This window comes from Agreia sp. Leaf210, assembly GCF_001421485.1.
Lineage (GTDB): Bacteria > Actinomycetota > Actinomycetes > Actinomycetales > Microbacteriaceae > Agreia.
Window position 1 is genome coordinate 445,311 of sequence record NZ_LMKK01000003.1, and the last position, 23,016, is coordinate 468,326.

The 23,016-nt window shown below is 66.2% G+C and carries 25 protein-coding genes; 18 read left to right on the forward strand and 7 right to left on the reverse strand.

Going from position 1 to position 23,016, the window contains the following annotated elements:
• Nucleotides 1-10: 10 nt before the first annotated feature.
• A complete protein-coding gene (locus ASE64_RS12505; protein WP_055780967.1) occupies nt 11-2,275 on the forward strand; it encodes a HelD family protein in 2,265 nt (754 codons plus the stop codon).
• A gap of 66 nt (nt 2,276-2,341) precedes the next feature.
• The gene (locus tag ASE64_RS12510; protein ID WP_200920223.1) at nt 2,342-2,713 is read left to right on the forward strand and encodes an FKBP-type peptidyl-prolyl cis-trans isomerase; all 372 of its coding nucleotides are present in this window, start codon (nt 2,342-2,344) and stop codon (nt 2,711-2,713) included.
• Nucleotides 2,714-2,787: 74 nt separating this feature from the next.
• Here ASE64_RS12510 and ASE64_RS12515 read toward each other — a convergent pair whose 3' ends face one another.
• Nucleotides 2,788-4,113: an MFS transporter gene (locus tag ASE64_RS12515; protein WP_082466265.1), complete on the reverse strand. Its 1,326-nt coding sequence runs from the start codon at nt 4,111-4,113 to the stop codon at nt 2,788-2,790.
• A 53-nt stretch (nt 4,114-4,166) separates the two neighbouring features.
• On the reverse strand, nt 4,167-5,021 hold the full coding sequence (locus ASE64_RS12520; protein WP_055780970.1) for a LysR substrate-binding domain-containing protein: 855 nt from the start codon (nt 5,019-5,021) through the stop codon (nt 4,167-4,169).
• A gap of 144 nt (nt 5,022-5,165) precedes the next feature.
• Between ASE64_RS12520 and ASE64_RS12525 the strand changes: the two genes are divergently transcribed.
• Entirely contained in the window at nt 5,166-6,482 is a 1,317-nt protein-coding gene (locus tag ASE64_RS12525; protein ID WP_235480614.1) for an MFS transporter, read from the forward strand.
• A 121-nt stretch (nt 6,483-6,603) separates the two neighbouring features.
• Nucleotides 6,604-6,873 (forward strand): 30S ribosomal protein S15, encoded by a 270-nt coding sequence (gene rpsO, locus ASE64_RS12530; RefSeq protein WP_055780977.1) that lies wholly within the window; start codon nt 6,604-6,606, stop codon nt 6,871-6,873.
• 78 nt (nt 6,874-6,951) lie between these two features.
• Here the strand turns inward: rpsO and ASE64_RS12535 are convergent, their stop codons facing one another.
• Nucleotides 6,952-7,251 carry a hypothetical protein gene (locus tag ASE64_RS12535; RefSeq protein ID WP_055780980.1) on the reverse strand — a complete coding sequence of 100 codons (300 nt, stop codon included), beginning with the start codon at nt 7,249-7,251 and terminating at the stop codon, nt 6,952-6,954.
• Between the two features lie 62 nt (nt 7,252-7,313).
• Between ASE64_RS12535 and ASE64_RS12540 the strand changes: the two genes are divergently transcribed.
• The 8 genes from ASE64_RS12540 to ASE64_RS12575 all read left to right on the forward strand — a co-directional run bounded on the left by ASE64_RS12540 (nt 7,314) and on the right by ASE64_RS12575 (nt 15,033).
• Nucleotides 7,314-7,781: a VanZ family protein gene (locus ASE64_RS12540; protein WP_055780983.1), complete on the forward strand. Its 468-nt coding sequence runs from the start codon at nt 7,314-7,316 to the stop codon at nt 7,779-7,781.
• A 4-nt stretch (nt 7,782-7,785) separates the two neighbouring features.
• The gene (locus tag ASE64_RS12545) at nt 7,786-8,217 is read left to right on the forward strand and encodes a hypothetical protein (protein ID WP_055780987.1); all 432 of its coding nucleotides are present in this window, start codon (nt 7,786-7,788) and stop codon (nt 8,215-8,217) included.
• 54 nt (nt 8,218-8,271) lie between these two features.
• Nucleotides 8,272-8,697, forward strand: coding sequence for a hypothetical protein (locus tag ASE64_RS12550; protein WP_055780990.1), 426 nt, complete (start codon nt 8,272-8,274; stop codon nt 8,695-8,697).
• 39 nt (nt 8,698-8,736) lie between these two features.
• Nucleotides 8,737-9,378, forward strand: coding sequence for a hypothetical protein (locus ASE64_RS12555; RefSeq protein WP_055780993.1), 642 nt, complete (start codon nt 8,737-8,739; stop codon nt 9,376-9,378).
• Between the two features lie 356 nt (nt 9,379-9,734).
• Nucleotides 9,735-12,008 (forward strand): polyribonucleotide nucleotidyltransferase, encoded by a 2,274-nt coding sequence (locus tag ASE64_RS12560; protein ID WP_055780996.1) that lies wholly within the window; start codon nt 9,735-9,737, stop codon nt 12,006-12,008.
• An 80-nt stretch (nt 12,009-12,088) separates the two neighbouring features.
• Nucleotides 12,089-13,021 carry an aldo/keto reductase gene (locus tag ASE64_RS12565; protein ID WP_055780999.1) on the forward strand — a complete coding sequence of 311 codons (933 nt, stop codon included), beginning with the start codon at nt 12,089-12,091 and terminating at the stop codon, nt 13,019-13,021.
• A gap of 15 nt (nt 13,022-13,036) precedes the next feature.
• On the forward strand, nt 13,037-14,434 hold the full coding sequence (locus ASE64_RS12570; RefSeq protein WP_055781001.1) for a M16 family metallopeptidase: 1,398 nt from the start codon (nt 13,037-13,039) through the stop codon (nt 14,432-14,434).
• Nucleotides 14,431-15,033: a histidine phosphatase family protein gene (locus ASE64_RS12575; protein ID WP_055781004.1), complete on the forward strand. Its 603-nt coding sequence runs from the start codon at nt 14,431-14,433 to the stop codon at nt 15,031-15,033. The genes ASE64_RS12570 and ASE64_RS12575 overlap by 4 nt, the downstream gene beginning before the upstream one ends.
• Nucleotides 15,034-15,063: 30 nt before the next feature.
• On the opposite strand, the gene ASE64_RS12580 is transcribed toward ASE64_RS12575, so the two are convergent.
• Nucleotides 15,064-15,549, reverse strand: coding sequence for a GNAT family N-acetyltransferase (locus ASE64_RS12580; protein ID WP_055781007.1), 486 nt, complete (start codon nt 15,547-15,549; stop codon nt 15,064-15,066).
• A gap of 43 nt (nt 15,550-15,592) precedes the next feature.
• On the opposite strand from ASE64_RS12580, the gene dapB reads away from it, so the two are divergent.
• Together dapB and ASE64_RS12590 are read left to right on the forward strand one after the other, a co-directional pair.
• Nucleotides 15,593-16,342 (forward strand): 4-hydroxy-tetrahydrodipicolinate reductase, encoded by a 750-nt coding sequence (gene dapB, locus ASE64_RS12585; RefSeq protein WP_055781010.1) that lies wholly within the window; start codon nt 15,593-15,595, stop codon nt 16,340-16,342.
• Nucleotides 16,343-16,403: 61 nt separating this feature from the next.
• Complete coding sequence (locus ASE64_RS12590) at nt 16,404-16,820, forward strand: tetratricopeptide repeat protein (RefSeq protein WP_055782005.1); 417 nt, start codon at nt 16,404-16,406, stop codon at nt 16,818-16,820.
• Nucleotides 16,821-16,827: 7 nt separating this feature from the next.
• Here ASE64_RS12590 and ASE64_RS12595 read toward each other — a convergent pair whose 3' ends face one another.
• Nucleotides 16,828-17,748 carry a TIGR01777 family oxidoreductase gene (locus tag ASE64_RS12595; RefSeq protein ID WP_055781013.1) on the reverse strand — a complete coding sequence of 307 codons (921 nt, stop codon included), beginning with the start codon at nt 17,746-17,748 and terminating at the stop codon, nt 16,828-16,830.
• Nucleotides 17,749-17,953: 205 nt separating this feature from the next.
• Here ASE64_RS12595 and leuA point away from each other — a divergent pair, with 205 nt between their 5' ends.
• Nucleotides 17,954-19,720: a 2-isopropylmalate synthase gene (gene leuA, locus ASE64_RS12600; protein ID WP_055781016.1), complete on the forward strand. Its 1,767-nt coding sequence runs from the start codon at nt 17,954-17,956 to the stop codon at nt 19,718-19,720.
• Between the two features lie 19 nt (nt 19,721-19,739).
• Here the strand turns inward: leuA and ASE64_RS12605 are convergent, their stop codons facing one another.
• Nucleotides 19,740-20,444 (reverse strand): trimeric intracellular cation channel family protein, encoded by a 705-nt coding sequence (locus ASE64_RS12605; protein WP_235480615.1) that lies wholly within the window; start codon nt 20,442-20,444, stop codon nt 19,740-19,742.
• 77 nt (nt 20,445-20,521) lie between these two features.
• Between ASE64_RS12605 and recO the strand changes: the two genes are divergently transcribed.
• The 3 genes from recO to ASE64_RS12620 are packed head-to-tail and all read left to right on the forward strand — an operon-like array spanning nt 20,522 to nt 22,491.
• Nucleotides 20,522-21,277: a DNA repair protein RecO gene (gene recO, locus ASE64_RS12610; RefSeq protein ID WP_055781024.1), complete on the forward strand. Its 756-nt coding sequence runs from the start codon at nt 20,522-20,524 to the stop codon at nt 21,275-21,277.
• Nucleotides 21,274-22,080 carry an isoprenyl transferase gene (locus ASE64_RS12615; protein ID WP_055781026.1) on the forward strand — a complete coding sequence of 269 codons (807 nt, stop codon included), beginning with the start codon at nt 21,274-21,276 and terminating at the stop codon, nt 22,078-22,080. Before recO ends, ASE64_RS12615 begins: the two co-directional genes overlap by 4 nt.
• A 9-nt stretch (nt 22,081-22,089) precedes the next feature.
• Nucleotides 22,090-22,491, forward strand: coding sequence for a hypothetical protein (locus ASE64_RS12620; RefSeq protein WP_055781029.1), 402 nt, complete (start codon nt 22,090-22,092; stop codon nt 22,489-22,491).
• Between the two features lie 20 nt (nt 22,492-22,511).
• On the opposite strand, the gene ASE64_RS12625 is transcribed toward ASE64_RS12620, so the two are convergent.
• Nucleotides 22,512-23,000, reverse strand: a complete 489-nt coding sequence (locus ASE64_RS12625; protein WP_055781032.1) for an aminoacyl-tRNA deacylase — start codon at nt 22,998-23,000, stop codon at nt 22,512-22,514.
• Between the last annotated feature and the right edge of the window lie 16 nt (nt 23,001-23,016).

The following is a 23,016-nucleotide window of genomic DNA, read 5'->3' on the forward strand; positions in this document are numbered from 1 at the left end:
GTGTCTATTCGTGGTTTCAACCGAGCTCGCCCAGGAACGCCGCTATGTCGAGGAGCTGTACGCGCGTCTCGACGCGCTGAGGGTGGAAGCCCGCACTTCCCTCGAGCGGGTACGACGCGACGACGTGGGCGGAAATCACCAGAGCCGTTCCGAGCGCGACGCCTATGCGCGCCTCTACGAGGACCGCATCGCTCAGCTCGACGAGGTCGACGACCGGCTCGCGTTCGGCAGGCTCGAGCTGACCGACGGCGCCGACTCAGACGATGGCTCTCCGTTCCGGTACATCGGTCGCATCGGGCTGCGCGATGAACAGCTGAAACCCATCCTCCTCGACTGGCGTGTGCCCCAGGCCGCCGCGTTCTACCAGGCCACCGCGGCGACGCCTCTCGGCGCACGGGCGAGGCGTCACCTCATCACCGAGGGACGCACGGTCACCCGCATCGACGACGAGATCTTCGATGCCGAACTCCTCGTCGAGCAGGCTGACTCGCTGCAGGGCGAGGCTGCCCTGCTCGCGGCCCTCACCAGTCAGCGGACCGGCCGCATGAGCGACATCGTGGCCACGATCCAGGCCGAGCAGGACAGGATCATCAGGTCGGAGCTCGGGGGAGTGCTCGTCGTCCAGGGCGGGCCGGGCACGGGCAAGACCGCCGTCGCTCTGCACCGGGCCGCCTACCTGCTCTACTCGCATCGTGAGCGACTCGCGTCATCCGGTGTTCTCGTCGTCGGGCCGTCGCGGGCATTTTTGCAATACATCGAGGCGGTTCTGCCGAGCCTCGGCGAGACCGGCGTGGTCGTCTCGAGTGTCGGCGGCCTGTATCCGGGTCTCGAGGCCGTCCACGACGACGCGCCGGAGACCGCGCGGGTGAAGGGCGCCGCCGAGATGGCCGGTGTCATCAAACGGGCCGTGCGCTCCCGGCAGCGCGTGCCACTCGAGGCGATCGACCTCGACGTCAACGGCGAGCGACTCACGCTCGAGCCCGGGCTCATCTCCGCCGCCATGAACCGCGCGTGGGAGACCCGCAAGCCGCACAACGAGGCGCGCGTCGTCTTCGTCAAGAGCGCGCTCAACCAGTTGAGTCGGCTGCTCGCCGACCAGCTGCGTTCGCATGGCAACACGGTCGACGACGCCGACCAGGCGGTGCTGCGCGAAGACCTCCGCACCTCGCACGATGTTGTGGTGGCGCTGAACACGGCCTGGTTGCCGCTCACACCGGAAAAGCTGTTGCAGGATCTCTACGCGCGGCCGCAGTGGCTCGCATCGCTGACTCCGTCGTGGTCGGACGAGAAGCGTGCACTCCTGCGCCGCGACCGTGACGCGGCATTCACCATCTCCGATGTACCCCTGCTCGACGAGGCGGCTGAGCTCCTCGGCGAGTACAACGCGCAGAACGCCGCCCTGAAGCGCGAGGAGAAGCTGCAGAAGAAGCGCGATATCGAGAACGCCGAGAACGCTATCCGCAACATGCAAGTCGAGGGCCTCGTGCACGCGGAGGACCTCGCCGCGGGTTTCGCCGAGCGCAGTGTGCGGGGAACCACGGCCGAACAGGCGGCCGCCGACCGAACGTGGACCTACGGTCACATCGTGGTCGACGAGGCACAGGAGCTGTCGCCCATGCAGTGGCGCGTCCTCGCGCGTCGCTGCCCCCTGCGGTCGTTCACCGTCGTCGGCGACATGGCGCAGGCGAGCGCAGCGGCCAGTGCGCGCAGCTGGCAGGATGCCGTGCAGCCGTTGGTCGGATCGTCGCCCCTCGGCGAGCGGTGGCGGCTCGAGGAACTCACCGTCAACTACCGCACTCCCGCACAGATCGCGCTCGAGGCCGAGGCGATGGCCGAGAAGAACCGTCTGCCGATAACACGTGCCACGGCCGTTCGAGAGAGCGAGTGGCCCGTCACGACGACGACCGTCGAACTCCGTCCCGCCGGTCGGCCCGTCGACCCCGATGCGCTCGGAGACGCGGTGATCACGGTGATCGAAGACGATCGAGACATCGACGACCGCGGAACGGTGGCGGTCATCGCCCCCGAGGCCACGGTCGATGCGCTGTACCCGGCCCTGTCCGAGTCGTTCGGCCGTGACATCGGGCTCGGAGCCCAGGGCCTCAACCGTGCGATCGCGGTGCTGACCGCACAGGATGCGAAGGGCTTGGAGTTCGACTCGGTCGTCGTCGTCGACCCCGACGGTATTCTCGCCGAGTCGAGCCGCGGGGCATCCGGGCTCTACGTGGCGATGACCAGGCCGACTCAGCGCCTGCATCTCGTGCGTCCTGTCTGATCGTCTCGATTACCCCCTGAGAGAACGCTTTTGACCCGCGCACCCCGAGAGCGGTTGGATGGTGCCATGACCGAAAACATGAACACCAAGCCCGAGATCGACTTTCCCGAGGGGCCCGCTCCCACCGAGCTGGTCATCGAGGACATCGTCGTCGGTGACGGCGCAGAAGCCACGCCTGGAGCAACCGTCGAGGTGCACTACCTGGGTGTCGAGTACGAGACCGGCGAGGAGTTCGACTCGTCGTGGGGTCGGGGCGAGACCATCAGCTTCCCCCTCAACGGCCTCATCGCCGGATGGCAGGAGGGCATTCCGGGAATGAAGGCGGGCGGGCGCCGCAAGCTCACCATTCCTCCTCACCTTGCATACGGTCCCGCCGGCGGGCACTTCCTCGGCGGCAAGACGCTCGTCTTCGTCATCGATCTGATCAGCGTCCCGTAGCGTTCGCTCGGGTAACCGCGACGGCGGGGCGTGGGGCCATTCGGCTCCACGCCCCGCCCTCGCCGGCGGCCGACTCAGGGTGTGGGCGCGAGTGAGTCGTATTCCCTCAGCGATCGGTGAAGGCGTACCGCCGCGAGCGAGAACAGCACCACGATGGCCCCGCCGAGAAGCGGGGGCAGCCAGAGCAGCGCGGTCGCCGCGGCGAGACCGACATACGCGTCGCCGAGGCGCGGCCCTCCGGTGACCACCACCGTGAAGACGCCCTGGATGCGACCGCGCATGACGTCGGGAACGGCGGACTGCATCATGGTCTGACGGAAGATGGAGCTGACGTTGTCCGAGGCACCGGCACCGGCCAGCGCCAGGCTCGCCAGGGCGAGCGCGGGCAGGTTCGCGTCGTCGAAAGACGACGCGATTCCGCCTGAGCGGCCGTGATCCATCACGAGAAGCACCAGACCGAATGCCCCGATGAAGGCACCGTAGACGGCGACAGCGCGAGCTATGGCTCGGCCCTGGAGGCGTACGTGGCCCAACCTTCCCGAGAAGACCGACGAGAGCAGGGCGCCGACCGCGAAGGCGGCCGAGAGGATGCCCACGGTGATCGCGCCGCCGCCGATCAGCAGAGCGCCTACGGCCGGGAACACGACCCTCGGCATCCCGAACGTCATGGCCACGATGTCGATGAGGAACGACATGCGGATGTTGGGCGCCCGTTTCAGAAACGCCAGGCCCTCCCAGACGGCGGCGAAGCCGGCGCGGCGGCTTCCGCCCTCCGGAATGATGCGAGGAAGCGTCACGACCCCGGTGAATGCGGCGACGAAGAGGATGACATCGACCGTGTACGTCCACTGGAATCCCACCGTGGCCACGAGCACACCCGCCAGAGCGGGGCCGACGGTCACCTGCACACCGAAGCTGATGCCCCCGAGTGCCGACGCGGCGGGAAGCAGCTCGGGCGACAGCAGCCTGGGCACGATCGCCGAGCGGGTCGCACCGATCACGGTCGTCGCGACAGCCGTGATGGTCGTGAGCGCATAGAACATCCATAGTTCGTCGATGCCGTTCCACGCCAGGAGAGCGAGTCCGACCGTGGACCCCCAGGCGAGGAACTCGGCCACGAGCACCACGGTACGACGGTCGAAACTGTCGGCGAGAACGCCCCCGTACACACCAGCGACGATCATCGGAACGAGAGCGAAGACGCCGACGAGGGAGACCGCCGTCGTCGAGCCGGTGATGTCGTAGATGTGCAGGCCGACCGCGATGACGGTCATCTGGCCGCCGATTCCCGCGATGAGGCCGCCGAGCCAGAGACGGAAGAACGCCGGGCTGCGGCGGAACGGGGCGAGATCGACGAAGTGTGTTCGCCGAGTGGGTGTGTCAGACGGAGACGTGCTCACTGCGCGGGGGATCCGATCGTGGGGGCTGATGGTCGATGAACGGCGATGTCTCGCTACGCCGTTCGGTTGAGTGTGCGGCCCATGATCGCCGAGATGAGGGCATCGACAGGCTCCGCCGGAGCCGCCGGGTTGCGGAGGAGAGTCAGATCGACCTCGCCCAGCACGGGCAGGTCGAAGCGATTGCCGACCACGACCAGATCGTCGGGAATGAGCGACCGGGGAAAGACCGCGACGCCGAGACCCGCTCGCACTGCGGCCAGAAGACCGTTCACCTCCCGCGTGTTGCAGGTGATGCGCCAGCGCCGACCAGCCTGCTCCAGCGCCTCGATCGCACTCGTCCGGCTGACAGTCGTTCCCTGGTAGGTGATGAGCGGCACCGGTGCACCGAGCTCGACGATCGTCTTCTCTTGTCCGACCCAGACGAGCTGGTCCCGCCTCACCACCGTCCCGTCTGTCGTCTCGGGCTTCTGTTTGATGAAGATGAGATCGAGCGAACCGGCGTGCAGTTTGCGAAAGAGCGGCCCCGACTGGTCGACGGTGAGCTCGAGGTTGATCTGCGGATAGAGCTGGCGGAAGTGCCGGAGTATGCGGGGGAGCTGCGTGATCGCCAAGTCGTCGGCGGCACCGAACCGGAGCTTTCCCTTCATCGCCGAGCCGCTGAAGTAGTCATCGGCGGCGCTGTGGGCCGCGAGGATCGTGCGCGCGAACCCGGCCATCGCATCCCCGTTGTCGGTCAGCGACACGTCGCGCGTGTCTCGGGCGACGAGCAGGCGGCCAGAGGCCTGCTCGAGTCGCCTGACGTGCTGGCTCACGGTGGGTTGGCTGATGCCCAGACGCTGGGCGGCAACCGTGAAGCTCGAGGTCTCGGCGACGGCGAGGAAGGTGCGGAGGAGAGTGGGGTCGAACACGGGTCTCATTCGGAAAAGTAATGGGAGTTATAGGGTCAATTTACTCGGGGAATGACTGGGGGTGGCAATAGCGTTGAGGAATCGGATGCTCGGCATCCCCATTTCATACGCAACCGCTTTCGTTATCTCGCACTTGGATTATTCGTGACACCCCCTCCCTCCGACCCGTTTCCCGTAACCGCCCCCATGCCCGTGCTGACCTCGGCACCGCCATGGAAAGACACCTTCTCCTCACTGAGAGTCCCCAACTTCCGACTCTTCACCTCCGCCAATATCGTCGCCATGACGGCCCTCTGGATCCAGCGGATCGCCCAGGACTGGCTGGTACTCGAACTCTCCGGAAGCGTCGCCGCCGTCGGCCTGACCGTCGCTCTGCAGTTCGCACCGATGCTGTTCCTCGGGCTCTACGGTGGCGTGCTCGTCGACCGCTACTCGAAGCGGATGCTGCTGGCGATCACGCAGAGCGTCTCGCTGCTCGCCAGTGTCGCCTTGGCGGTGCTGGCGCTCACCGGAGTGGTCGAGGTATGGCACATCATGCTCGTCGCACTCGTCGTGGGTCTCGCCACGGTGATCGACAACCCCACCCGCCAGGTCTTCGTGAACGAACTCGTCGGGCCGAAGTATCTGCGCAACGCCATCAGCCTCAACTCGTCGGTCTTCCAGCTCGGCGCATTGATCGGGCCGGCGATCGGCGGGGTGCTGCTCGTCTCGGTCGGCGCCGGATGGTCGTTCGCGATCAACGCCGTCGCGTGCCTGGGTGTGGTGATCACGGTCTTGATGCTGAATTCCGCCACCCTGTACCCGGCTCCCGTAGCCCCGCGGGCCAAGGGTCAGCTCAAGGAGGGCCTGTCGTACGTCTTGGCCAAGCCCACGATCCTCTGGACTGTCGTCATGGTGGCGTTCGTCGCGGTCTTCGCCCTCAACATGCCCGTGCTGCTCGCGGCCTACGCCTCGGATGTCTTCGACAGCGGACCCGGGGGATACGGTCTGTTCAACTCGCTCGTCGCCGTCGGTGCGCTGGCCGGCGCGGTGCTCTCGACCCGCCGGACGAGCATCCGGCTTCGGGCCGTGGTGATCACCGGCCTCGCCTGGGGAACCGTTCAGGCGATCGTCTCCGGTGCTCCCACCGAGCCCGTGGTCTGCGTGCTTCTCGTTGTGGTGGGGTTCTGCACGTTGCAGTTCCTCACGGGAGCGAACCAGCTCATCCAGCTGTCGAGCAACGTGTCTATCCGCGGCCGCGTCATGTCGGTCTACGTCCTGGTGCTGCTCGGTGGCCAGGCGCTCGGTGGCCCGCTCATGGGGTGGCTCGTCGAGAGCTACGGCGCCCCGTTCGGCATGCTCGTGTCGGGGGTGGTGCCCGCTGTCGCCGCGCTCGTCGTGGGCGTCGTGCTCGCTCGAAGCGGTCGATTCACCCTTCGGCTGCGCCGTCGCCTGCCGCTCCTCGCGATCGTTCAGCACTAGCCGACCGGCTCTCGATCGATCTGCTAGAATCACAAGGTTGCCGTCTAACGGCCGCGGATAAAGAGAGCCCGCACATACTGTGACGGGCACCGCGCAATGAGGAGAAAGGGGATCACCAACTATGGCTCTTGAAGCTGATGTCAAGAAGGCGATCATCGAAGAATACGCAACTCACCCCGGTGACACCGGATCCCCCGAGGTCCAGGTCGCGATGCTCACGCGTCGCATCAAGGACCTCACGGAGCACCTCAAGGAGCACAAGCACGACCACCACTCGCGTCGTGGACTCCTGCTCCTGGTCGGACAGCGTCGCCGCCTGCTGGGTTACCTGGCCGATGTCGAGATCGGGCGCTACCGCGCGCTGATCGAGCGTCTGGGCCTGCGTCGATAGTTCGCCGCATTTCTTGACGATGGGCCGTTCTCCCCGAGGGGAGAACGGCCCATTCGCATGTGTGGCGGTGTCTGGCTCTCAGACGCGGTCGTCGTCGCCGAGCTCGTCGGCACTCTCGGCCTTGTAGTCCTCGTCGTCGAGATCGTCGTTCGTCTCATCCGGATCGTCGATCTGCAGAGTGTCGATACTCTCCTCGACACTGAACTCCGTGTCCGTGCCGTCGAGCAGATCCTCGTCGAGGGACTCCTCATCGTCGACCGAGGGATCGCCCGGGTTCGTGAATTCGGCGTCGCCCCTGTCGTCGAGTTCGCTCGATACCTCGAGCAGGTCCTCGTTGCCGTCGTTGTTGCTACTCTCGTCCAGTTCTCTGTCAGTCATATCTCGACTCTAGAACAGAGCATGCACACGATCCACCAAGACTTGTGCGGCAGTATCGAGTCATGTTCCGACGCCATCCCGTGCTCTCTCTGCTCACGGTTCTCTACCTGGCCGGCGTCGCATGGGTCACACTCGGTCCGGAGCCCTACGATGCGGGCACGAGCAGCGTTCTCTGGCGCTTCCTCGACTTCTTCGAACGCTACGAGGCCACCGACTGGATCACCTTCGACAGGGTCGAGTTCGTCGCGAATATCGCGATGTTCATCCCCCTGGGTGTCTTCTTCGTTCTGCTGTTCGGTCGTCGGCGCTGGTGGCTCGCGATCCTCCTCTGCGCGGCGATCTCGTGCGCCATCGAGATCTGGCAGGGCGCACTCCTCCCGACGCGGGTCGCCGATCTCGACGATGTGCTGGCGAACACCTCCGGCGGCACCATCGGCGTGGTGCTCGGCGTCGTGCTGATGTCGGTGTCGCTCGCGCGGCGCGGCCGGCGTGGACGAGTTCGCGCACGAGCCGCGCAGGCGCTTGGATAGACGAATGAGATTCCTTTCGTTCGGCCGTGTCAACAACCCCGAGCTCGCGAAGACCGACCAGGGTGCGGGATCGCTCGACGACTACCTCTACGACCTGATACCCCGCAATCAGAAGGTGCGCATCCAGCTGGCCGACAGCGATCCCTGTCAGGACGCGCTGCGCGCGGTCCTCGACCAGGGAGTGACCGAGACCGAGGCCTTCATCTCGCGACGCAGCGTCGACGACGAACGAACGGATGCGCCGACGCCCGTGCGGCTCTTCGTGAACCAGCGGCCCTCCCCGGTCGTCGGCTTCATACCCCGCGGTCTCGAGGCTCCGGTCGAAGCCGCACTCGGTCGGCTCGTCGATTCGGGCAAGTCGACCCGTATGAAGGCCACGATCCGACAGACCAAGAACGGCCTGCGGGTCGATCTGGCTATCGGCCTGACTCGCTGAGCCATTCCGCATCTCGCTCTTCCTTCCCGAATGCCGGGGGAGTTGAATGGCTCCATGGTCATCGGCGATCGCAGAGAGTCGGACGTGCCCGACAAGCACGATGCGGGTGCGGGCTCCCTCGCCGACTACACCTACAATCTCTTCCCCCGGTTCACCAGCGTCACGTTGAAGGTCGCCGGCAGCTCACCCTTCCAGAACGAGTTGACCGAGCTTCAGGAGGCGCTGGTTTCTCCGACGGACGCATTCGTCGAGCGCCGTCCGCCGGCCGAGGATCGCGTAGACGCCCCGATGCCGGTGCGTCTCTGGATGGGCTCGGAGCTCAGCGGCGTCGTAGGCTTCGTGCCTCGTGGCCTCGAGGCACCGGTCGACGCCTGCCTGGGGCGGTTGTCCGACAGGGGCAAGGCGCCCCGCATCCCGTGTGACATCGTCGTCACTCGGCACGGACTCCGTGTCGTACTCCGGATGGGCCGCGCCTACTGACGGTCGGGCCAGCGTGCTCGGACGTGCTTGGATTGAGCAATGCCCGCACCCCGCAGAAAGCTCTCCCTCCTCGTGTGGGAGCCGTTTCTCCTGGGCATCGTTGTCGTCGCCGCCCTGGCTGCTTCGATGACGTCGCGTGTGCCTGTGGTGGGCACCGTGATCGGAATCGTCGCGGTCGTCGTGGCCGTGCCGGCCATCGTGCAGATCGTGCGCCTCGGGGTTCGAAGCGGGCGAGATCGCAATTCCGCGTCACGACTCGTGAGGCTCGACGGATTCGACCTGCGGGAGATCGCTGTCGACGGCGTGCTCATGCTCGACGAGAGCAACCGGCGTCAGGACTCCATCGACCTCGCGCTCGGCTGGACCGATCCCGCCCTGACCGTCGTGCTCTGGCCCGGAGCGACCCGCTGGCTCGGCCGTGAGCTCCGGGTCGAGGCGTACTTCGCAGGTGGGCCGACGCCCGCTCGCGCGGGATTCCTTCCTCGGGGGACCGGCGCATCCATCGGGAAGACCCTCGAGGCCCTCCGAGACGAGGGAGTGCTCGTGACGGTGCCCGCACGAGTCTTCGGCGACGGCAAGCTGCCCGATCCGTCTCGACCGTTCACCCGTCTGTCTCGCCCGCTTACGGTCGAGGTCGGCCGACCCGCCGAAGGCGCAATCGACGCTATCCGGCTGCATTGAGCACACGCCTGCTAAGATCAGCCTGTTGCCCCTCGTGGGCAATGCGAACAAATAAATACACGAGCATCAAATGCGGAGCAGGCCGGCAGGACGCTGGTCACCGGTGGTGGGTTTCGGAACGCGAGAAGTGGTCCGAGGTTTTCTACTGTTGGCCAGACATGCGCCCCATGCTCTGATGGTTCTGACGAATCCCTCGGATTCGATAAGGCGCGTACGTGCACGGGTCTCGCAATCGGCGAGCACCCGCATGTCGCTCTGTCACCCCACTCCGCTGTACGCATCGCGAGAGCCCACACGGGGCCGCGAATTCTCTTCGCCTGCATGGCGGGAGACAACACATAAGGAGAAACCCCCATATGGAGGGTCCAGAAATCAAATTCGCCGAAGCCGTTATCGATAACGGCAAGTTCGGCACCCGCACGGTCCGCTTCGAAGCGGGACGTCTGGCACAGCAGGCACAGGGCGCCGTCGCGGCCTACCTCGACGAGGAAACCATGCTGCTGAGTGCCACCAGCATCGGAAAGCACCCGAAGGACAACTTCGACTTCTTCCCGCTCACCATCGATGTCGAAGAGCGCAGCTACGCCGCGGGAAAGATCCCCGGATCGTTCTTCCGCCGTGAGGGACGTCCCTCGACCGAGGCCATCCTGGTCTGCCGCCTGATCGACCGCCCCCTGCGCCCGTCGTTCGTCAACGGCCTCCGCAACGAGGTCCAGGTCGTCATCACGGTGCTCAGCATCGCGCCCGATGAGTTCTACGACACCCTGGCGATCAACGCGGCCTCCGCATCGAGCCAGATCTCGGGCATCCCGTTCTCGGGCCCCATCGCCGGCGTACGCCTGGCACTGATCGGTGACCAGTGGGTCGCCTTCCCCAAGTACTCGCAGCTCGAAGAGGCCGTGTTCGACCTGACCGTCGCCGGCCGCGTCGTCACCGACGCCCAGGGCAACCAGGACGTCGCGATCATGATGGTCGAGGCCGAGGCCACCGAGAACAGCTGGAACCTGATTCAGGCCGGCGCCACGAAGCCGAACGAGGAGATCGTGGCCCAGGGCCTCGAGGCCGCCAAGCCGTTCCTCAAGCAGCTCGTCGAGGCCCAGGCCTCGCTCGCCGCGCAGGTGAACAAGCCCGTCCGCGAATACCCCGTGTTCCCCGCCTACAGCCAGGCTGGATACGACGCGGTCGCAGAACTCGCGTACGACGAGCTCGTCTCGATCTACCAGATCGCCGACAAGACCGAGCGCCAGGATGCAGACGACGCACTGAAAGAGCGCGTCAAGCTCGCTATCAACGAGAAGGTCTCCGCAGGCGAACTGTCGGGCGACATCCCGCCGATGGTCTCGGCCGCATACAAGTCGGTCACCAAGACCGTCGTCCGCGGTCGTATCCTCACCGAGGGCGTCCGCATTGATGGTCGTGGCCTCGCCGACATCCGTCCGCTCGATGCCGAGGTTCAGGTCATCCCGCGCGTGCACGGTTCCGCCATCTTCCAGCGCGGTGAGACCCAGATCCTGGGCGTCACCACGCTGAACATGCTCAAGATGGAGCAGCAGATCGACTCGCTGAGCCCGATCAAGAAGAAGCGCTACCTGCACCACTACAACTTCCCGCCCTACTCCACCGGTGAGACGGGTCGCGTCGGTTCGCCGAAGCGCCGCGAGATCGGGCACGGCTTCCTGGCCGAGCGCGCCATCGCACCCGTGCTTCCCAGCCGCGACGAGTTCCCCTACGCCATCCGCCAGGTCTCCGAGGCTCTGGGTTCCAACGGCTCCACGTCGATGGGTTCCGTCTGCGCCTCGACCCTGTCGCTGCTGAACGCCGGTGTGCCGCTGCGCGCACCCGTCGCCGGAATCGCCATGGGCCTCGTCTCCGACACCATCGACGGAGAGACCCGTTACGCGGCCCTCACCGACATCCTGGGTGCAGAAGACGCGCTCGGCGACATGGACTTCAAGGTCGCCGGAACGAGTGATTTCATCACCGCGATCCAGCTCGACACGAAGCTCGACGGTCTGCCCACGAGCGTGCTCGACGGCGCCCTGAAGCAGGCGAAGGCCGCGCGCACCGCGATCCTCAACGTCATCAACTCCGCGATCGACGCTCCCGACGAGATGGCACCGACCGCGCCCCGCGTGATCAGCGTGCAGATCCCCGTCGACAAGATCGGCGAGCTGATCGGCCCGAAGGGCAAGACGATCAACTCCATCCAGGACGAGACCGGCGCCGACATCTCGATCGAGGAAGACGGAACCGTGTACATCGGTGCCGTCGACGGTCCCTCCGCCGAGGCCGCTCGCGCCCAGGTCAACGCGATCGCCAACCCGACCAACCCCGAGGTCGGCGAGCAGTTCCTCGGAACCGTCGTCAAGATCGCGACGTTCGGTGCGTTCGTGTCGCTGCTTCCGGGCAAGGACGGCCTGCTGCACATCTCCGAGGTGCGCAAGCTCGCCGGTGGCAAGCGCGTAGAGAACGTCGAAGACGTGCTCGGCGTCGGCCAGAAGATCCTGGTCGAGATCACCAAGATCGACGACCGCGGAAAGCTGTCGCTCGCTCCGGTCGTTGCCGACGAATCCGACACCGAGGGATCCGCTGCAGCCAGCGAGGGTCCCGAGGCTCCGGCCGAAGGCTAGTCACCTCTGATCGACGGCCCGTCCCACTCCGGTGGGGCGGGCCTTCGTCATTTCTCCGGTCTCACAACTACACTGCCCTCATGACGCCGAACGACGACGCCAGCTCCAGCCAAGGCCTGCCACCCGCCCGATTCCGACTCGCCATCGACGGAAACGTCTTCGGGTGGGCTTCTGGCGTCGCCGCGACCGCCGAGGCCCTCGATGCGTTTCATGGGGCCGGCGGCCGGCTCATCTCCACGGCCGATCACTACGCGGGCGGTCGCAGCGAGATCATGATCGGCAATTGGGTGCGCAGCCGAAAGGCGCGCTCCCGCGTGTTCCTCGCCACCAAGATCGGCCGCCATCCGGATGCGCCCGGCCTCTCCGCCAGCGACATCGTGACGGCGACCGAGGCGAGCCTCGAGCGGCTCCAGACCGATCACCTCGACCTGCTCTCGTTCGACAGCGACCACCCGCACACGCCGCTTGAGGAGAGTCTGGCGGCTGCCGCCACGCTCATCGACAGCGGCAAGATCCGGGCATTGGCGGCGTCATCGTATTCCGGCGCCCGTCTCCTCGAGGCGCGCAGGCTCGCAGACGAGAACGAACTGCCCCGTTTTCGAGCGGTGTTCAGCCCGTACAGCCTGATGACCCGACGACCGGTCGAGAACGACCTGTTGCCCGCAGCGAAGTCGCTCAACATCGGTATCTTCGCCCGGCTGCCCCTGGCGAACGGCTTCCTCACCGGCGATTACCGCGTGCGGAGCGACGTTCCGGAGTCGATCATGTTCGCCGATGCGGCCACGCACGTGGGTCGCGAGGGATTCCGAGTCCTGAAATCGCTCGAGCGGGTCGCCGCTGAGCAGAACGCGTCACTCGCCGCGTGTGCGCTCGCCTGGGTTCGATCGAAACCGAACGTCATCGCTCCCGTGGTGCGGGCGGCGTCGGCGAAACAGGTCGCCGACCTCGTCGCATCCGCCGATCTGGTTCTCGAGCCGCACCAGCTGAACGCCCTCGATCGCGCATCGGAGTGACATAGGCTGGGCCCGATGAACAACGCCGTGCCCCTCCCTCTGAACCTGCCCGAACTCCGCGTCGAAGCGTCTGGGGGGTCTCTGGTCCGCCGCACCATCCTCCCGTCCGGGGTGCGCATCCTCACGGAGAAGATGCCCGGTGCGCAAAGCGCCACCGTCGGGTACTGGGTCGCCGTGGGTTCTCGTGACGAGCTCGGCAGTGTGCTCGCCACGGCCGCGGCGCCCGCCCTTCCCTCGCGCTACGGTTCCACGCACTTTCTCGAGCACCTGCTGTTCAAAGGAACACCGACGAGATCGGCCCTCGACATCGCGGTGGCCTTCGATGCCGTGGGCGGCGAGCACAACGCTGCGACGAGCAAGGAATACACCTGCTACTACGCCAAGGTCCGCGACAAAGATCTGCCGATGGCGGTCGACGTCATCGCCGACATGCTCACGTCATCGTTGATCGAGCGCAGCGAGTTCGAGACCGAACGCGGCGTGATCCTCGAAGAGCTCGCCGAGGCGTCCGACGACCCGTCCGACGTCGCGGGGGAGCGGTTCTTCGAAGCGGTGCTCGGCGACCATCCGCTCGGACGCCCTGTGGGTGGCAGCGCCGAGACTATTCGCGAGGTCACGCGTGACGCCGTGTGGCAGCACTACCTCGAGAACTATCGCCCCCAAGACCTCGTGATCACCGCGGCCGGTGCGGTCGACCACGACGAACTCGTCGCGCGGGTCACTGCAGCGCTGACCGCCGCGGGCTGGAATCTGGAACGCGCGGCCGAACCCGTCGCGCGACGAGAATCCACCGGAGTAGAGGTCCACCGCGGAGCACCTCTGGTCGTGGTGCAGCGTCCGAACGAGCAGGCGAGTCTGATCGTCGGAACCTCCGGATTCACGGCTGGCGACGAACGCCGCTCCGCGCTCAGCGTGCTGGGATCGGTGTTCGGCGGCGGAATGTCGTCGAGACTGTTCCAGGAGATCCGCGAGAAGCGGGGTCTGGCGTACTCCGTATACTCGTTCGCTCCGTCGTACTCCGACGCCGGTCTTTTCGGTATGAACGCCGGATGCACTCCGGCTCGGGTGGGCGACGTCGCCGAACTGATGATCGAGCAGCTCCAGCTCCTCGCCGACGACGGCATCACCGACGAAGAGCTGCGGCGTGCACACGGCCAGCTGTCGGGCTCCGCGGCCCTGGCTCTCGAAGACTCCGACACCCGGATGTCGCGGCTCGGGCGCGCCGAGATCACCCAGGGCGAGTTCGTCGACCTCGACGAGGCACTGCGGCGTCTCGACCGAGTCACGCCACGAGATGTGCAGGAGCTCGCCCGCGACATCGCATCCCGGCCGTTCTCCATCTCTGCCGTCGGCGCCATCTCGGAGAACGCCTTCGACCGTCTCGGCGCGACCCTGGCGGGAGCGAGCTCATGACCCGCACGCTGTATCTCGTTCGACACGGCGAACAGCAGGACGCCGAGTACGGCATGGACGACGGCCCTCTGTCTCCGCGCGGTCAGCGCCAGGCGCGACTGATTGCGGAACGCCTCGGCGGCGTGCCGTTCACGAACGTGTGGCACTCGCCGTTGCAGCGCGCAGAAGACACAGCCACCATCATGGCAGCGCATCTGCCGGCGCTGCAGCCGGAGCCCACGGCGCTGCTCTTCGACTGCGTTCCCACGGGCTACTCGCCCCAGATGCCGCACTCGTTCCAGCCGTTCTTCAACTCGGTGACGATCGAACAGGTCGACGCCGGCAGGGCGCAGATGGCCGACGCGGTCGCCGAGTTCCTGTCGCCGACCCGCGAGACCACGAACGACCTCCTGATCACGCACAACTTCGTCATCGGGTGGCTCGTGAGAGAGGCGATGGGCGCGCCGGATTGGCGATGGGTGGGCGTGAATCAGGCCAACTGCGGCCTCACCATCATCACGGTGAAGGCCGGACGGCTGCCCGAGCTCGTCACCCACAACGACCTGGGACATCTGCCGGTCGAGCTGCGCACGGGTCTGCCCGAAGCGCAGCCGTACTGACCTCGAGTCCTCTATCCGAGCCGGAACGACCTAGGCCGACAGCCCCAGGTCCTTCCGGTACCAGACGGTGGCATTCGGATTCTCGTTGTACGCGTCGACGGGAAGGTACGACCGCGAGGCGTAGAGGCGCGCAGCCCCGGTGAGGGTGTGGTGCGTGTCGAGCACCATGACATCCGCACCGAATTCCCGTGCGCGCGATTCCAGCTCGTCCATCATCGCGGTGGCCAGACCCTTGCCACGACTGTCGGGAGCGAGCCAGAGGTGCTTCACCTCGAACCGCGCCCGACCCGCCTCGTCGCGCGGGATGCGACGAATACCGCCGCAGCCCACGGGCTCGTCATCGTCGTCGACGGCGACGATAAAGGCGCCATCCGGCGCGACGAACGCGGTCGGGTCGGGATAGCTGATCGTGTACGTGCCCTGCGCCGGAGGGAACTCGCTGGCGCGCCAGGTGAAGTAGTCGGTCAGCAGCCTGTGGGCCGCCGGCGAATCCGTTCGGGCGTCGCGCATATCCATGGCTCAAGGCTAAGGCAGACACCGACGTTGGTAGATTGGAGCCATGACTACGAAGGTCGCCGTCGTCGGCGCATCCGGCCGCATGGGGCAACTCTTCTCACGAATCGTCGACGAGACCGAGGGGTTCGAGATCTTCGCGCGGATCGGATCGTCGGGGGATCTTTCCGAGATGATCGGGGCCGACCTCGTTGTCGATGTCACGGTACCCGCCGTGTCTCATTCGATCGTCGATTTCGCGCTCACGAACGAGATCCCCGTTTTGGTCGGTACCTCCGGATGGTCTGCCGATCGCATCCGGGCTCTGGAGCGACGCCTGGTCGACAACCCTGAACTGGGCGCCGTGATCATCCCCAACTTCTCCGTCGGATCGGTGCTCGCGAGTTCGTTCGCGGCCATGGCCGCGCGCTTCTACGACTCGATCGAGATCGTCGAGGCACACCACGCCACCAAGATCGACTCTCCCTCGGGAACCTCGGTGAGAACGGCCGAGTTGATCGCCGCGGCTCGCGGCCCACTCGGCCCGGTCTCGGCTCCGCACACCGACCAGCGCGCCCGAGGCCAGCAGGTCGCGAGCGTTCCGATCCACAGTCTGCGCCTGCAGGGGGTCGTGGCGAAACAAGACGTCATTCTCGGCGGCGTCGGCGAGGTGCTCACCATCAGCCACGAGACGCTCTCACCGAGCGCCTACGAGGCGGGCATCGTGATCGCCCTTCGTGCAGCAACGCAGGCCAGGGGTGTCATCGTCGGGCTCGACAAGCTCGTCGATCTCAGCCCCGACGCGGGCGAGCGATGAGTCGCGCCGGCGACGTCGTCGAGACAGTGGCGCCGTGAAGGGCCGCATCGCCGCCTGGTCGATGGCGGTTCTCCTGGCGCTCTATCTGATTCTCGTGGTCGACCGCTCGGTACGCCTGGTCGCGACGGGGGAGCCCGTCGCCATCGGGCTGGGAGTCGCGCTCATCGTTCTTCCGCTGATCGCCGCCTGGGCCCTGATGCGTGAGCTTCTCTTCGGCATCCGCACCGAACGCCTGGTCAAAGATCTCGAGGCCGAGGAGTCGCTGCCCGAAGACAGCCTTCCCAAGAGGCCCAGCGGTCGGCCCGACAGGGCAGCTGCAGACGCCGAGTTCGATCAATACAGAGCCGAGGTCGACGCCGCCCCCGAGAGCTGGCGCGCCTGGTTCAGGCTCGGCCTCGCCTACGATGCCAGCGGCGACCGGCGCCGCGCGCGCGCTGCGCTACGCCGTGCCATCGCGCTGAACAGGCAAGCGATCTGAGCAGGTCTCAGCGAGCCATACGGTGCGGCGCCGACAGTGCGGCGCTGAGGCCGTCGTCGACGTTCTGATCGCGGAATGCGAAGCCGTCTGCGACGAGCAGCTGCGACGAGACGTTCTGATCTGAGAGCAGCAGCTCCTTGCCCGCGTCGGCCAGGGCTGCCTTGATGGCCCAACTCGGTGCGGGAAGCCAGAACGGGCGGTTGAGCGAGCGGGCGAGAGTCTCGGTGAGTTCTGTGGCGCTCACGGGGCGAGGGGCCGCCAAGTTCACGGGACCGGAGAGCGACGAGTTCAGAGCGAGGTGTGCGAGCGCGGCAGCCTCGTCGCGCAGGCTGATCCACGGCCAGATCTGCTTGCCCGATCCGAGTGGGCCGGCTACCCCGAGACGCGCCAGGATCTCCAGCGGCTTCAACGCGCCGCCGTTGCCGAGCACGAGGCCAGTCCTGGCCATGACCACCCGTGTATTGGGCGAGGCCTTGGCGGCGGCACGCTCCCACGCGTCGACGACCTTCGCCAGAAAGCCGTCGCCCTGGGCAGATGTCTCGGTCAGGATCTCGCCCGGTCGATCTCCGTAGTAGCCGACAGCAGAGCCGTTCACCAACGTCGCTGGGGGAGACGAGGACTTCGCGATCGCCGCCGTAATGGTGCTGGTCGCCTGAATGCGCGACGAGAGAATCTGCTTCTTGTACGGCAGGGTCCAGGGCAGCCGAGAGATGGATGCGCCGGACAGGTTCACGATGACATCGGCTGCGTCGACCGTGGCGACATTCAGCCACGACACCTCCGGATCCCACTGCCGTTCCTTCGGGTGGTGCGTCGGCCGCCGAACGAGCCGGATCACCAGGTGACCGGCAGCCTCGAGCTGGCGGGTCAATTCGGTGCCGATCATGCCGGAGGCACCGGCGATGACGATGGTCTGCTGTTCAGGCATTCGGCCTCTCCCTTTTGTTTCAGCCTAACCGCACCGGATGGTCAGTCCCAGAAGTCATCGTCGCCATCCGCAAACGGTGCTAGCGTTGCACCATGCTGTTCGGTCTGCTCCTTCTTAGCTGCCGCGACGAGTCCTAGTCTCAGGCCTTCCTCGTCGCGGAGTTCGTCATTGGCTGACAATCCGAAGACACTAGAGGAACAAGACCGTGAAGAACAATCAAACTGCATCGGCCATGCCGATCCACAAGTACCGTCCCTTCCACGAGCAGATCGTCGTCGATCTGCCCGACCGAACCTGGCCGGACAAGCGCATCACCGAGGCACCGCGATGGTGTGCGGTCGATCTGCGCGACGGCAACCAGGCCCTCATCGATCCGATGAGTCCGGAGCGCAAGCGCGTGATGTTCGACCTGCTGGTGCGCATGGGCTACAAGGAGATCGAGGTCGGGTTTCCGAGCGCCAGCCAGACCGATTTCGACTTCGTACGCAGCCTCATCGACGAAGACGCGATTCCCGAAGACGTCACCATCCAGGTGCTGACTCAGGCGCGCGAGCACCTCATCGCCCGCACCTACGAGTCGATCGCCGGCGCGAAGCAGGCCATCGTGCATCTCTACAACTCCACGTCCATCCTGCAGCGCGACGTCGTCTTCCGCAGTGACCGACAGGGAATCATCGACATCGCCACGGCCGGAGCTCGGCTCTGCCGGCAGTACGAGAACACGATTCCCGAGACGGTCGTCTACTACGAATACTCTCCCGAGAGCTTCACCGGTACGGAGCTGGAGTTCGCGCTGGATGTCTGCAACCAGGTCATCGAGATCTTCGAGCCGACCGCAGACCGCAAGGTCATGATCAACCTGCCGGCGACCGTCGAGATGGCGACGCCGAACGTCTACGCCGACTCGATCGAGTGGATGAGCCGCCGGCTCGCCCACCGAGAGAACATCGTGCTGTCGCTGCACCCTCACAACGACCGAGGTACGGCGATCGCCGCCGCCGAGCTGGGCTATATGGCGGGCGCCGACCGTATCGAGGGATGTCTCTTCGGCAACGGAGAGCGCACGGGCAATGTCGACCTGGTCGCGCTGGGCATCAACCTGTTCACGCAGGGCATTGATCCGCAGATCGACTTCTCCGACCTCGACGAGATCCGGCGCACCGCCGAGTACTGCAACCAGCTGAAGGTGCCCGAGCGCAGCCCCTGGGCAGGCGACCTGGTCTACACCGCATTCAGCGGCTCGCATCAGGATGCGATCAAGAAGGGCTTCGAGGCCATGGCGGTCGATGCTGCCGCTCAGGGCAAAGACGTCGACGAGCTGGTCTGGGCCGTGCCGTATCTCCCCGTCGATCCCAAAGATCTGGGGCGCAGCTACGAGGCGGTCATCCGTGTCAACTCGCAGTCGGGCAAGGGCGGCGTCGCGTACCTGCTGAAGAACGACCACGCGCTCGATCTGCCGCGCAAACTGCAGATCGAATTCTCGGGCGTCGTGCAGACCAAGACCGACGCCGAGGGCGGCGAGGTCACGAGCGACCAGATCTGGGCCATCTTCCAAGACGAGTACCTGCCCGCTCCCGCTGAGCGCTCCGAAGCGAAGTGGGGCCGATTCGAACTGGCTCGCACCCGCACGGCCAGCGACATGTCGGGAAGCGTCTCTCTGCAGGTCGAGCTGCGCATCGGTGAAGAGACCCTCGACACGGAGGCGTCGGGTAACGGACCCATCGCCGCGTTCCTCAACGTCCTGAGCGAGCAGGGTGTCGAGGTCAAGCTCTACGACTACGTCGAGCACGCCCTCAGCGCGTCGGGCGATGCCCTGGCCGCCGCCTATGTCGAACTGCAGGTCAACGGCTCGAGGCTGTGGGGCGTCGGCATCGACGCCGACATCTCGACGGCGTCTCTGAAGGCCGTCGTCAGCGCCGTGAACCGCGCCATCCGGGTCTCTGATTCGGATCGCGAGCTCGCCGCGGTCTGATCGCGAACGGGGCCGATCGTCAGCGCTGCCCCGGCTTCGCCGTTCGGCGGAGCCGGGGCCAGCGTGGACGCAGAGCCGCGCGCGAGATCCTGGGCATCCTGCGGATGGCGCGCTGCTCGGGCAGGCTCCATCCGTAGCGCACGGCCAGCAGGCGCACCACCGTGGTGACGATGACGCAGATCACGGCGGCGACGGTGATGTCCATGCCTCCGGCCCAGAATGCGACGAGGACCGCCGAGCCTGCTCCCGCAGCGACAGCGTAGAGCGACCCGACGTGCATCAGCGCGATCGGCATCGCGAGAAGAACATCCCGAACGACGGAGCCGCCGACCGCGGAGACGACTCCCACGAAGATCGAGGGGATCACGGGCAGACCCAGCGAGAGCGCTTTGGTGGTTCCGATGGCGCCGAAGAGGCCGATGGTCAGCGCATCGAGAATGGTGATCACGGTGTCGAGCCGCTCGAAGAGGCGCACCAAAAGCATGCCGAAGAGTGCGGAGAGTACGGCGACGCTCAGGTACCAGTTCGTGTGTAGGGCGACGAGCGGCACCACGAGGAAGATGTCGCGAAGAAGCCCGCCCCCGAGGCCCGTCGCCACACCGATGATGGCGACGCCGAGCAGATCCAGCCGGCGATCCCGGAACTGCGAGGCGAACATCGCGCCCTGCAGACTGCCGATGCCCACGGCCAGCAGATCCGACCAGAGGGGGATGGAGAAGGCCACGGCATCAGACACCTTCAAGGTGTACCACGACCGCGCGTGCGCCGGGCAATCCCCTGAACCAGGGTCGATAATGGATCGTGCCTGTTTACCGTGACGACTGCGTCGTGCTGCGAACCCACAAGCTGGGCGAGGCAGACCGCATCGTCACCATGCTCACTCGACAGCACGGCAAGGTGCGGGCAGTGGCCCGCGGGGTCCGTCGCACGGGCTCGAAATTCGGTGCCCGGCTCGAGCCTTTTATGGTCGCCGACGTTCAGTTCTACGAGGGCCGGTCGCTCGATACGGTCACCCAGGCCGAGACGATCTCCTCTTACGGCGCGGCCATCACCGCCGACTACGCGAGCTACACCGCGGCCAGCGCCATGGTCGAGACGGCCGACAAGCTGAGCGAGGCCGAAGCCGGACTCCCGCAGTACCTCCTGCTGGTCGGCGCACTCCGTTCTCTGTCACGCGGCGAACACGGCGCCAGCCTCACCCTCGATTCCTATCTCTTGCGCGCCCTCTCGATGGCAGGATGGGCGCCGAGCTTCCACGACTGCGCCGTGACCGGCGAGCCCGGGCCGCACTCCGCATTCGTCGTGCAACTCGGAGGTGTCGTCAGCGACTCCGTCGCCCCTCCGGGAACCGTGCGCCTCGACGAGCAGACGATCGGTCTGCTCAGCGCGTTGCTGACCGGAGACTGGGCTCGGGCCGATGCCGCCGATCAGGCATCGCGCTCCAAAGCGAGCGGAGTCGTCTCGGCCTACACGCAGTGGCATCTGGAGCGCGGCCTGCGCTCTCTCGAGCACGTCGACCGCTCGGCCCAGAAACGACGCCAGGAGGCCGTGTCATGACCAGATCCCGCGCATCGGACGTTCCCGAGTTCCGGCCCCTCAATTGGACGGGCGTGTACCCGCCCGAGATCCCACGGGCGCAGGTGCCCGGCCACGTCGCCGTGGTGATGGATGGCAACGGACGCTGGGCCAACTCCCGCGGTCTGACCCGGGTGGAGGGACACCGCGCCGGCGAGGCCGCACTGCTCGACGTGGTCGCCGGCGCCATCCAGATCGGCGTCAAGCACCTGAGCGTCTACGCATTCTCGACCGAGAACTGGAAGCGCTCACCCGACGAGGTGCGATTCCTCATGGGCTTCAATCGCGAGGTACTTCATCGCCGCCGCGATCAGCTCGATGAGTGGGGCGTGCGCATCCGCTGGGCCGGTCGCAAGCCGAGACTCTGGGCGAGCGTCATCAAGGATCTGCAGCTCGCAGAGCAGATGACCGCGACCAACAGCACGATGACGTTGAGCATGTGCGTCAACTACGGCGGTCGCAACGAGATCGTGGATGCGGTCACCGCCATCGCCGAAGACGTGCGCGCCGGCCGTCTGAAGCCCTCGGGCATCAGCGAGAAGACGATCCAGAAGCACCTCTACCTGCCCGATCTGCCCGATGTCGACCTGTTCGTGCGCAGCTCGGGCGAGCAGCGCACCAGCAACTTCCAGCTGTGGCAGTCCGCCTACGCCGAGATGGTCTTCCTCGACACCCTCTGGCCGGACTTCACGCGGGTCGATCTGTGGCAGGCCATCGAGCACTACACGGGTCGGTCGCGCCGCTTCGGCGGAGCCGTCGACTCGCCGAGCGCGCCCGCCCTCTAAGCTTCGGCTATGTCGGATCTCACCCCTGTCGATTCCCACCCCGCCGCACAATCAGAACCTCCGCTGGTCGTCATCGGAGAGATCGCTGTCACCAGCAGCTGGCTGGTCACTCCTGCCGGGACTGTTCCGCTCGTCGGCACCGAGTTCTTCGTCTCCGATTTCACCCGAGTGGAACAGAAGACACCGACCTGGGCGATCGTCTTGGCGATCGTGGGCTTCTTCTTCGTGTTCATCCTGAGCCTTCTCTTCCTGCTGGCCCGCGAATCCCGTATGACGGGATTCGTGCAGGTGACCGCTCGCAACGGTCAGCTGCAGTACCAGAGCAACGTGCCGGTATTCAGCACGGCGACGGCGCCGGATGTCTTCGGCCGCGTCGAGTACGCGCGCCACGTCGTGTCTCTGGCCCGCTAGCGATCGGCCGGTGGCGGCTATCAGGCCTCGCGGGGCTTCAGTTCGTCGGTGATGTCCGCGATCGTCGCGCCGTAGGAATCCAGAAGCTGGTCTGCGTCGACGAAAGCCGACAGGCCGTGCTCGCCGGCGCCGAGGGCGATCCGTCGGCCGACGATGCGCTCGTCGGCGAACACGGGCCAGGCCGTCGTACTCCCCAGCGGCGTGATCGTGCCGCGCTCGTAACCCGTGGCATCTCGGGCGACATCTTGGTGCGGCATCGACAGCTTGTTCACGTTCACGAGGGCTCTCAGCTTCGCCCAGCTGATCTGCCGGTCTCCGGGAACCAGGGCGAACACGAAATCTCCGTCGTGCCGTTTCACGACGAGGGTCTTCACGATCTCCGACGGTTCGAGGCCGAGCCCCGCCGCGACCTCTTCGAGGCTGCTGGCCGGCGGGCGTTCGACGATCTCCACGAGGATTCCGCGGCGAGCCGCATCGTCGATCACCCGGTCGCGCCCTGAAGTCGTCATGAACGGAGTCAACCAC

Excerpts from the sequence above, each read along its gene's own strand:
- ASE64_RS12510 (WP_200920223.1), top strand. The coding sequence starts at position 2,342 with ATGACCGAAAACATGAACACCAAGCCCGAGATCGACTTTCCCGAGGGG.
- rpsO (WP_055780977.1), top strand. The coding sequence starts at position 6,604 with ATGGCTCTTGAAGCTGATGTCAAGAAGGCGATCATCGAAGAATACGCA.
- ASE64_RS12535 (WP_055780980.1), bottom strand. The coding sequence starts at position 7,251 with ATGACTGACAGAGAACTGGACGAGAGTAGCAACAACGACGGCAACGAG.
- ASE64_RS12540 (WP_055780983.1), top strand. The coding sequence starts at position 7,314 with ATGTTCCGACGCCATCCCGTGCTCTCTCTGCTCACGGTTCTCTACCTG.
- ASE64_RS12545 (WP_055780987.1), top strand. The coding sequence starts at position 7,786 with ATGAGATTCCTTTCGTTCGGCCGTGTCAACAACCCCGAGCTCGCGAAG.
- ASE64_RS12550 (WP_055780990.1), top strand. The coding sequence starts at position 8,272 with ATGGTCATCGGCGATCGCAGAGAGTCGGACGTGCCCGACAAGCACGAT.
- ASE64_RS12555 (WP_055780993.1), top strand. The coding sequence starts at position 8,737 with ATGCCCGCACCCCGCAGAAAGCTCTCCCTCCTCGTGTGGGAGCCGTTT.
- ASE64_RS12560 (WP_055780996.1), top strand. The coding sequence starts at position 9,735 with ATGGAGGGTCCAGAAATCAAATTCGCCGAAGCCGTTATCGATAACGGC.
- ASE64_RS12565 (WP_055780999.1), top strand. The coding sequence starts at position 12,089 with ATGACGCCGAACGACGACGCCAGCTCCAGCCAAGGCCTGCCACCCGCC.
- ASE64_RS12570 (WP_055781001.1), top strand. The coding sequence starts at position 13,037 with ATGAACAACGCCGTGCCCCTCCCTCTGAACCTGCCCGAACTCCGCGTC.
- ASE64_RS12575 (WP_055781004.1), top strand. The coding sequence starts at position 14,431 with ATGACCCGCACGCTGTATCTCGTTCGACACGGCGAACAGCAGGACGCC.
- ASE64_RS12580 (WP_055781007.1), bottom strand. The coding sequence starts at position 15,549 with ATGGATATGCGCGACGCCCGAACGGATTCGCCGGCGGCCCACAGGCTG.
- dapB (WP_055781010.1), top strand. The coding sequence starts at position 15,593 with ATGACTACGAAGGTCGCCGTCGTCGGCGCATCCGGCCGCATGGGGCAA.
- ASE64_RS12590 (WP_055782005.1), top strand. The coding sequence starts at position 16,404 with ATGGCGGTTCTCCTGGCGCTCTATCTGATTCTCGTGGTCGACCGCTCG.
- ASE64_RS12595 (WP_055781013.1), bottom strand. The coding sequence starts at position 17,748 with ATGCCTGAACAGCAGACCATCGTCATCGCCGGTGCCTCCGGCATGATC.
- ASE64_RS12615 (WP_055781026.1), top strand. The coding sequence starts at position 21,274 with ATGACCAGATCCCGCGCATCGGACGTTCCCGAGTTCCGGCCCCTCAAT.
- ASE64_RS12620 (WP_055781029.1), top strand. The coding sequence starts at position 22,090 with ATGTCGGATCTCACCCCTGTCGATTCCCACCCCGCCGCACAATCAGAA.
- ASE64_RS12625 (WP_055781032.1), bottom strand. The coding sequence starts at position 23,000 with ATGACGACTTCAGGGCGCGACCGGGTGATCGACGATGCGGCTCGCCGC.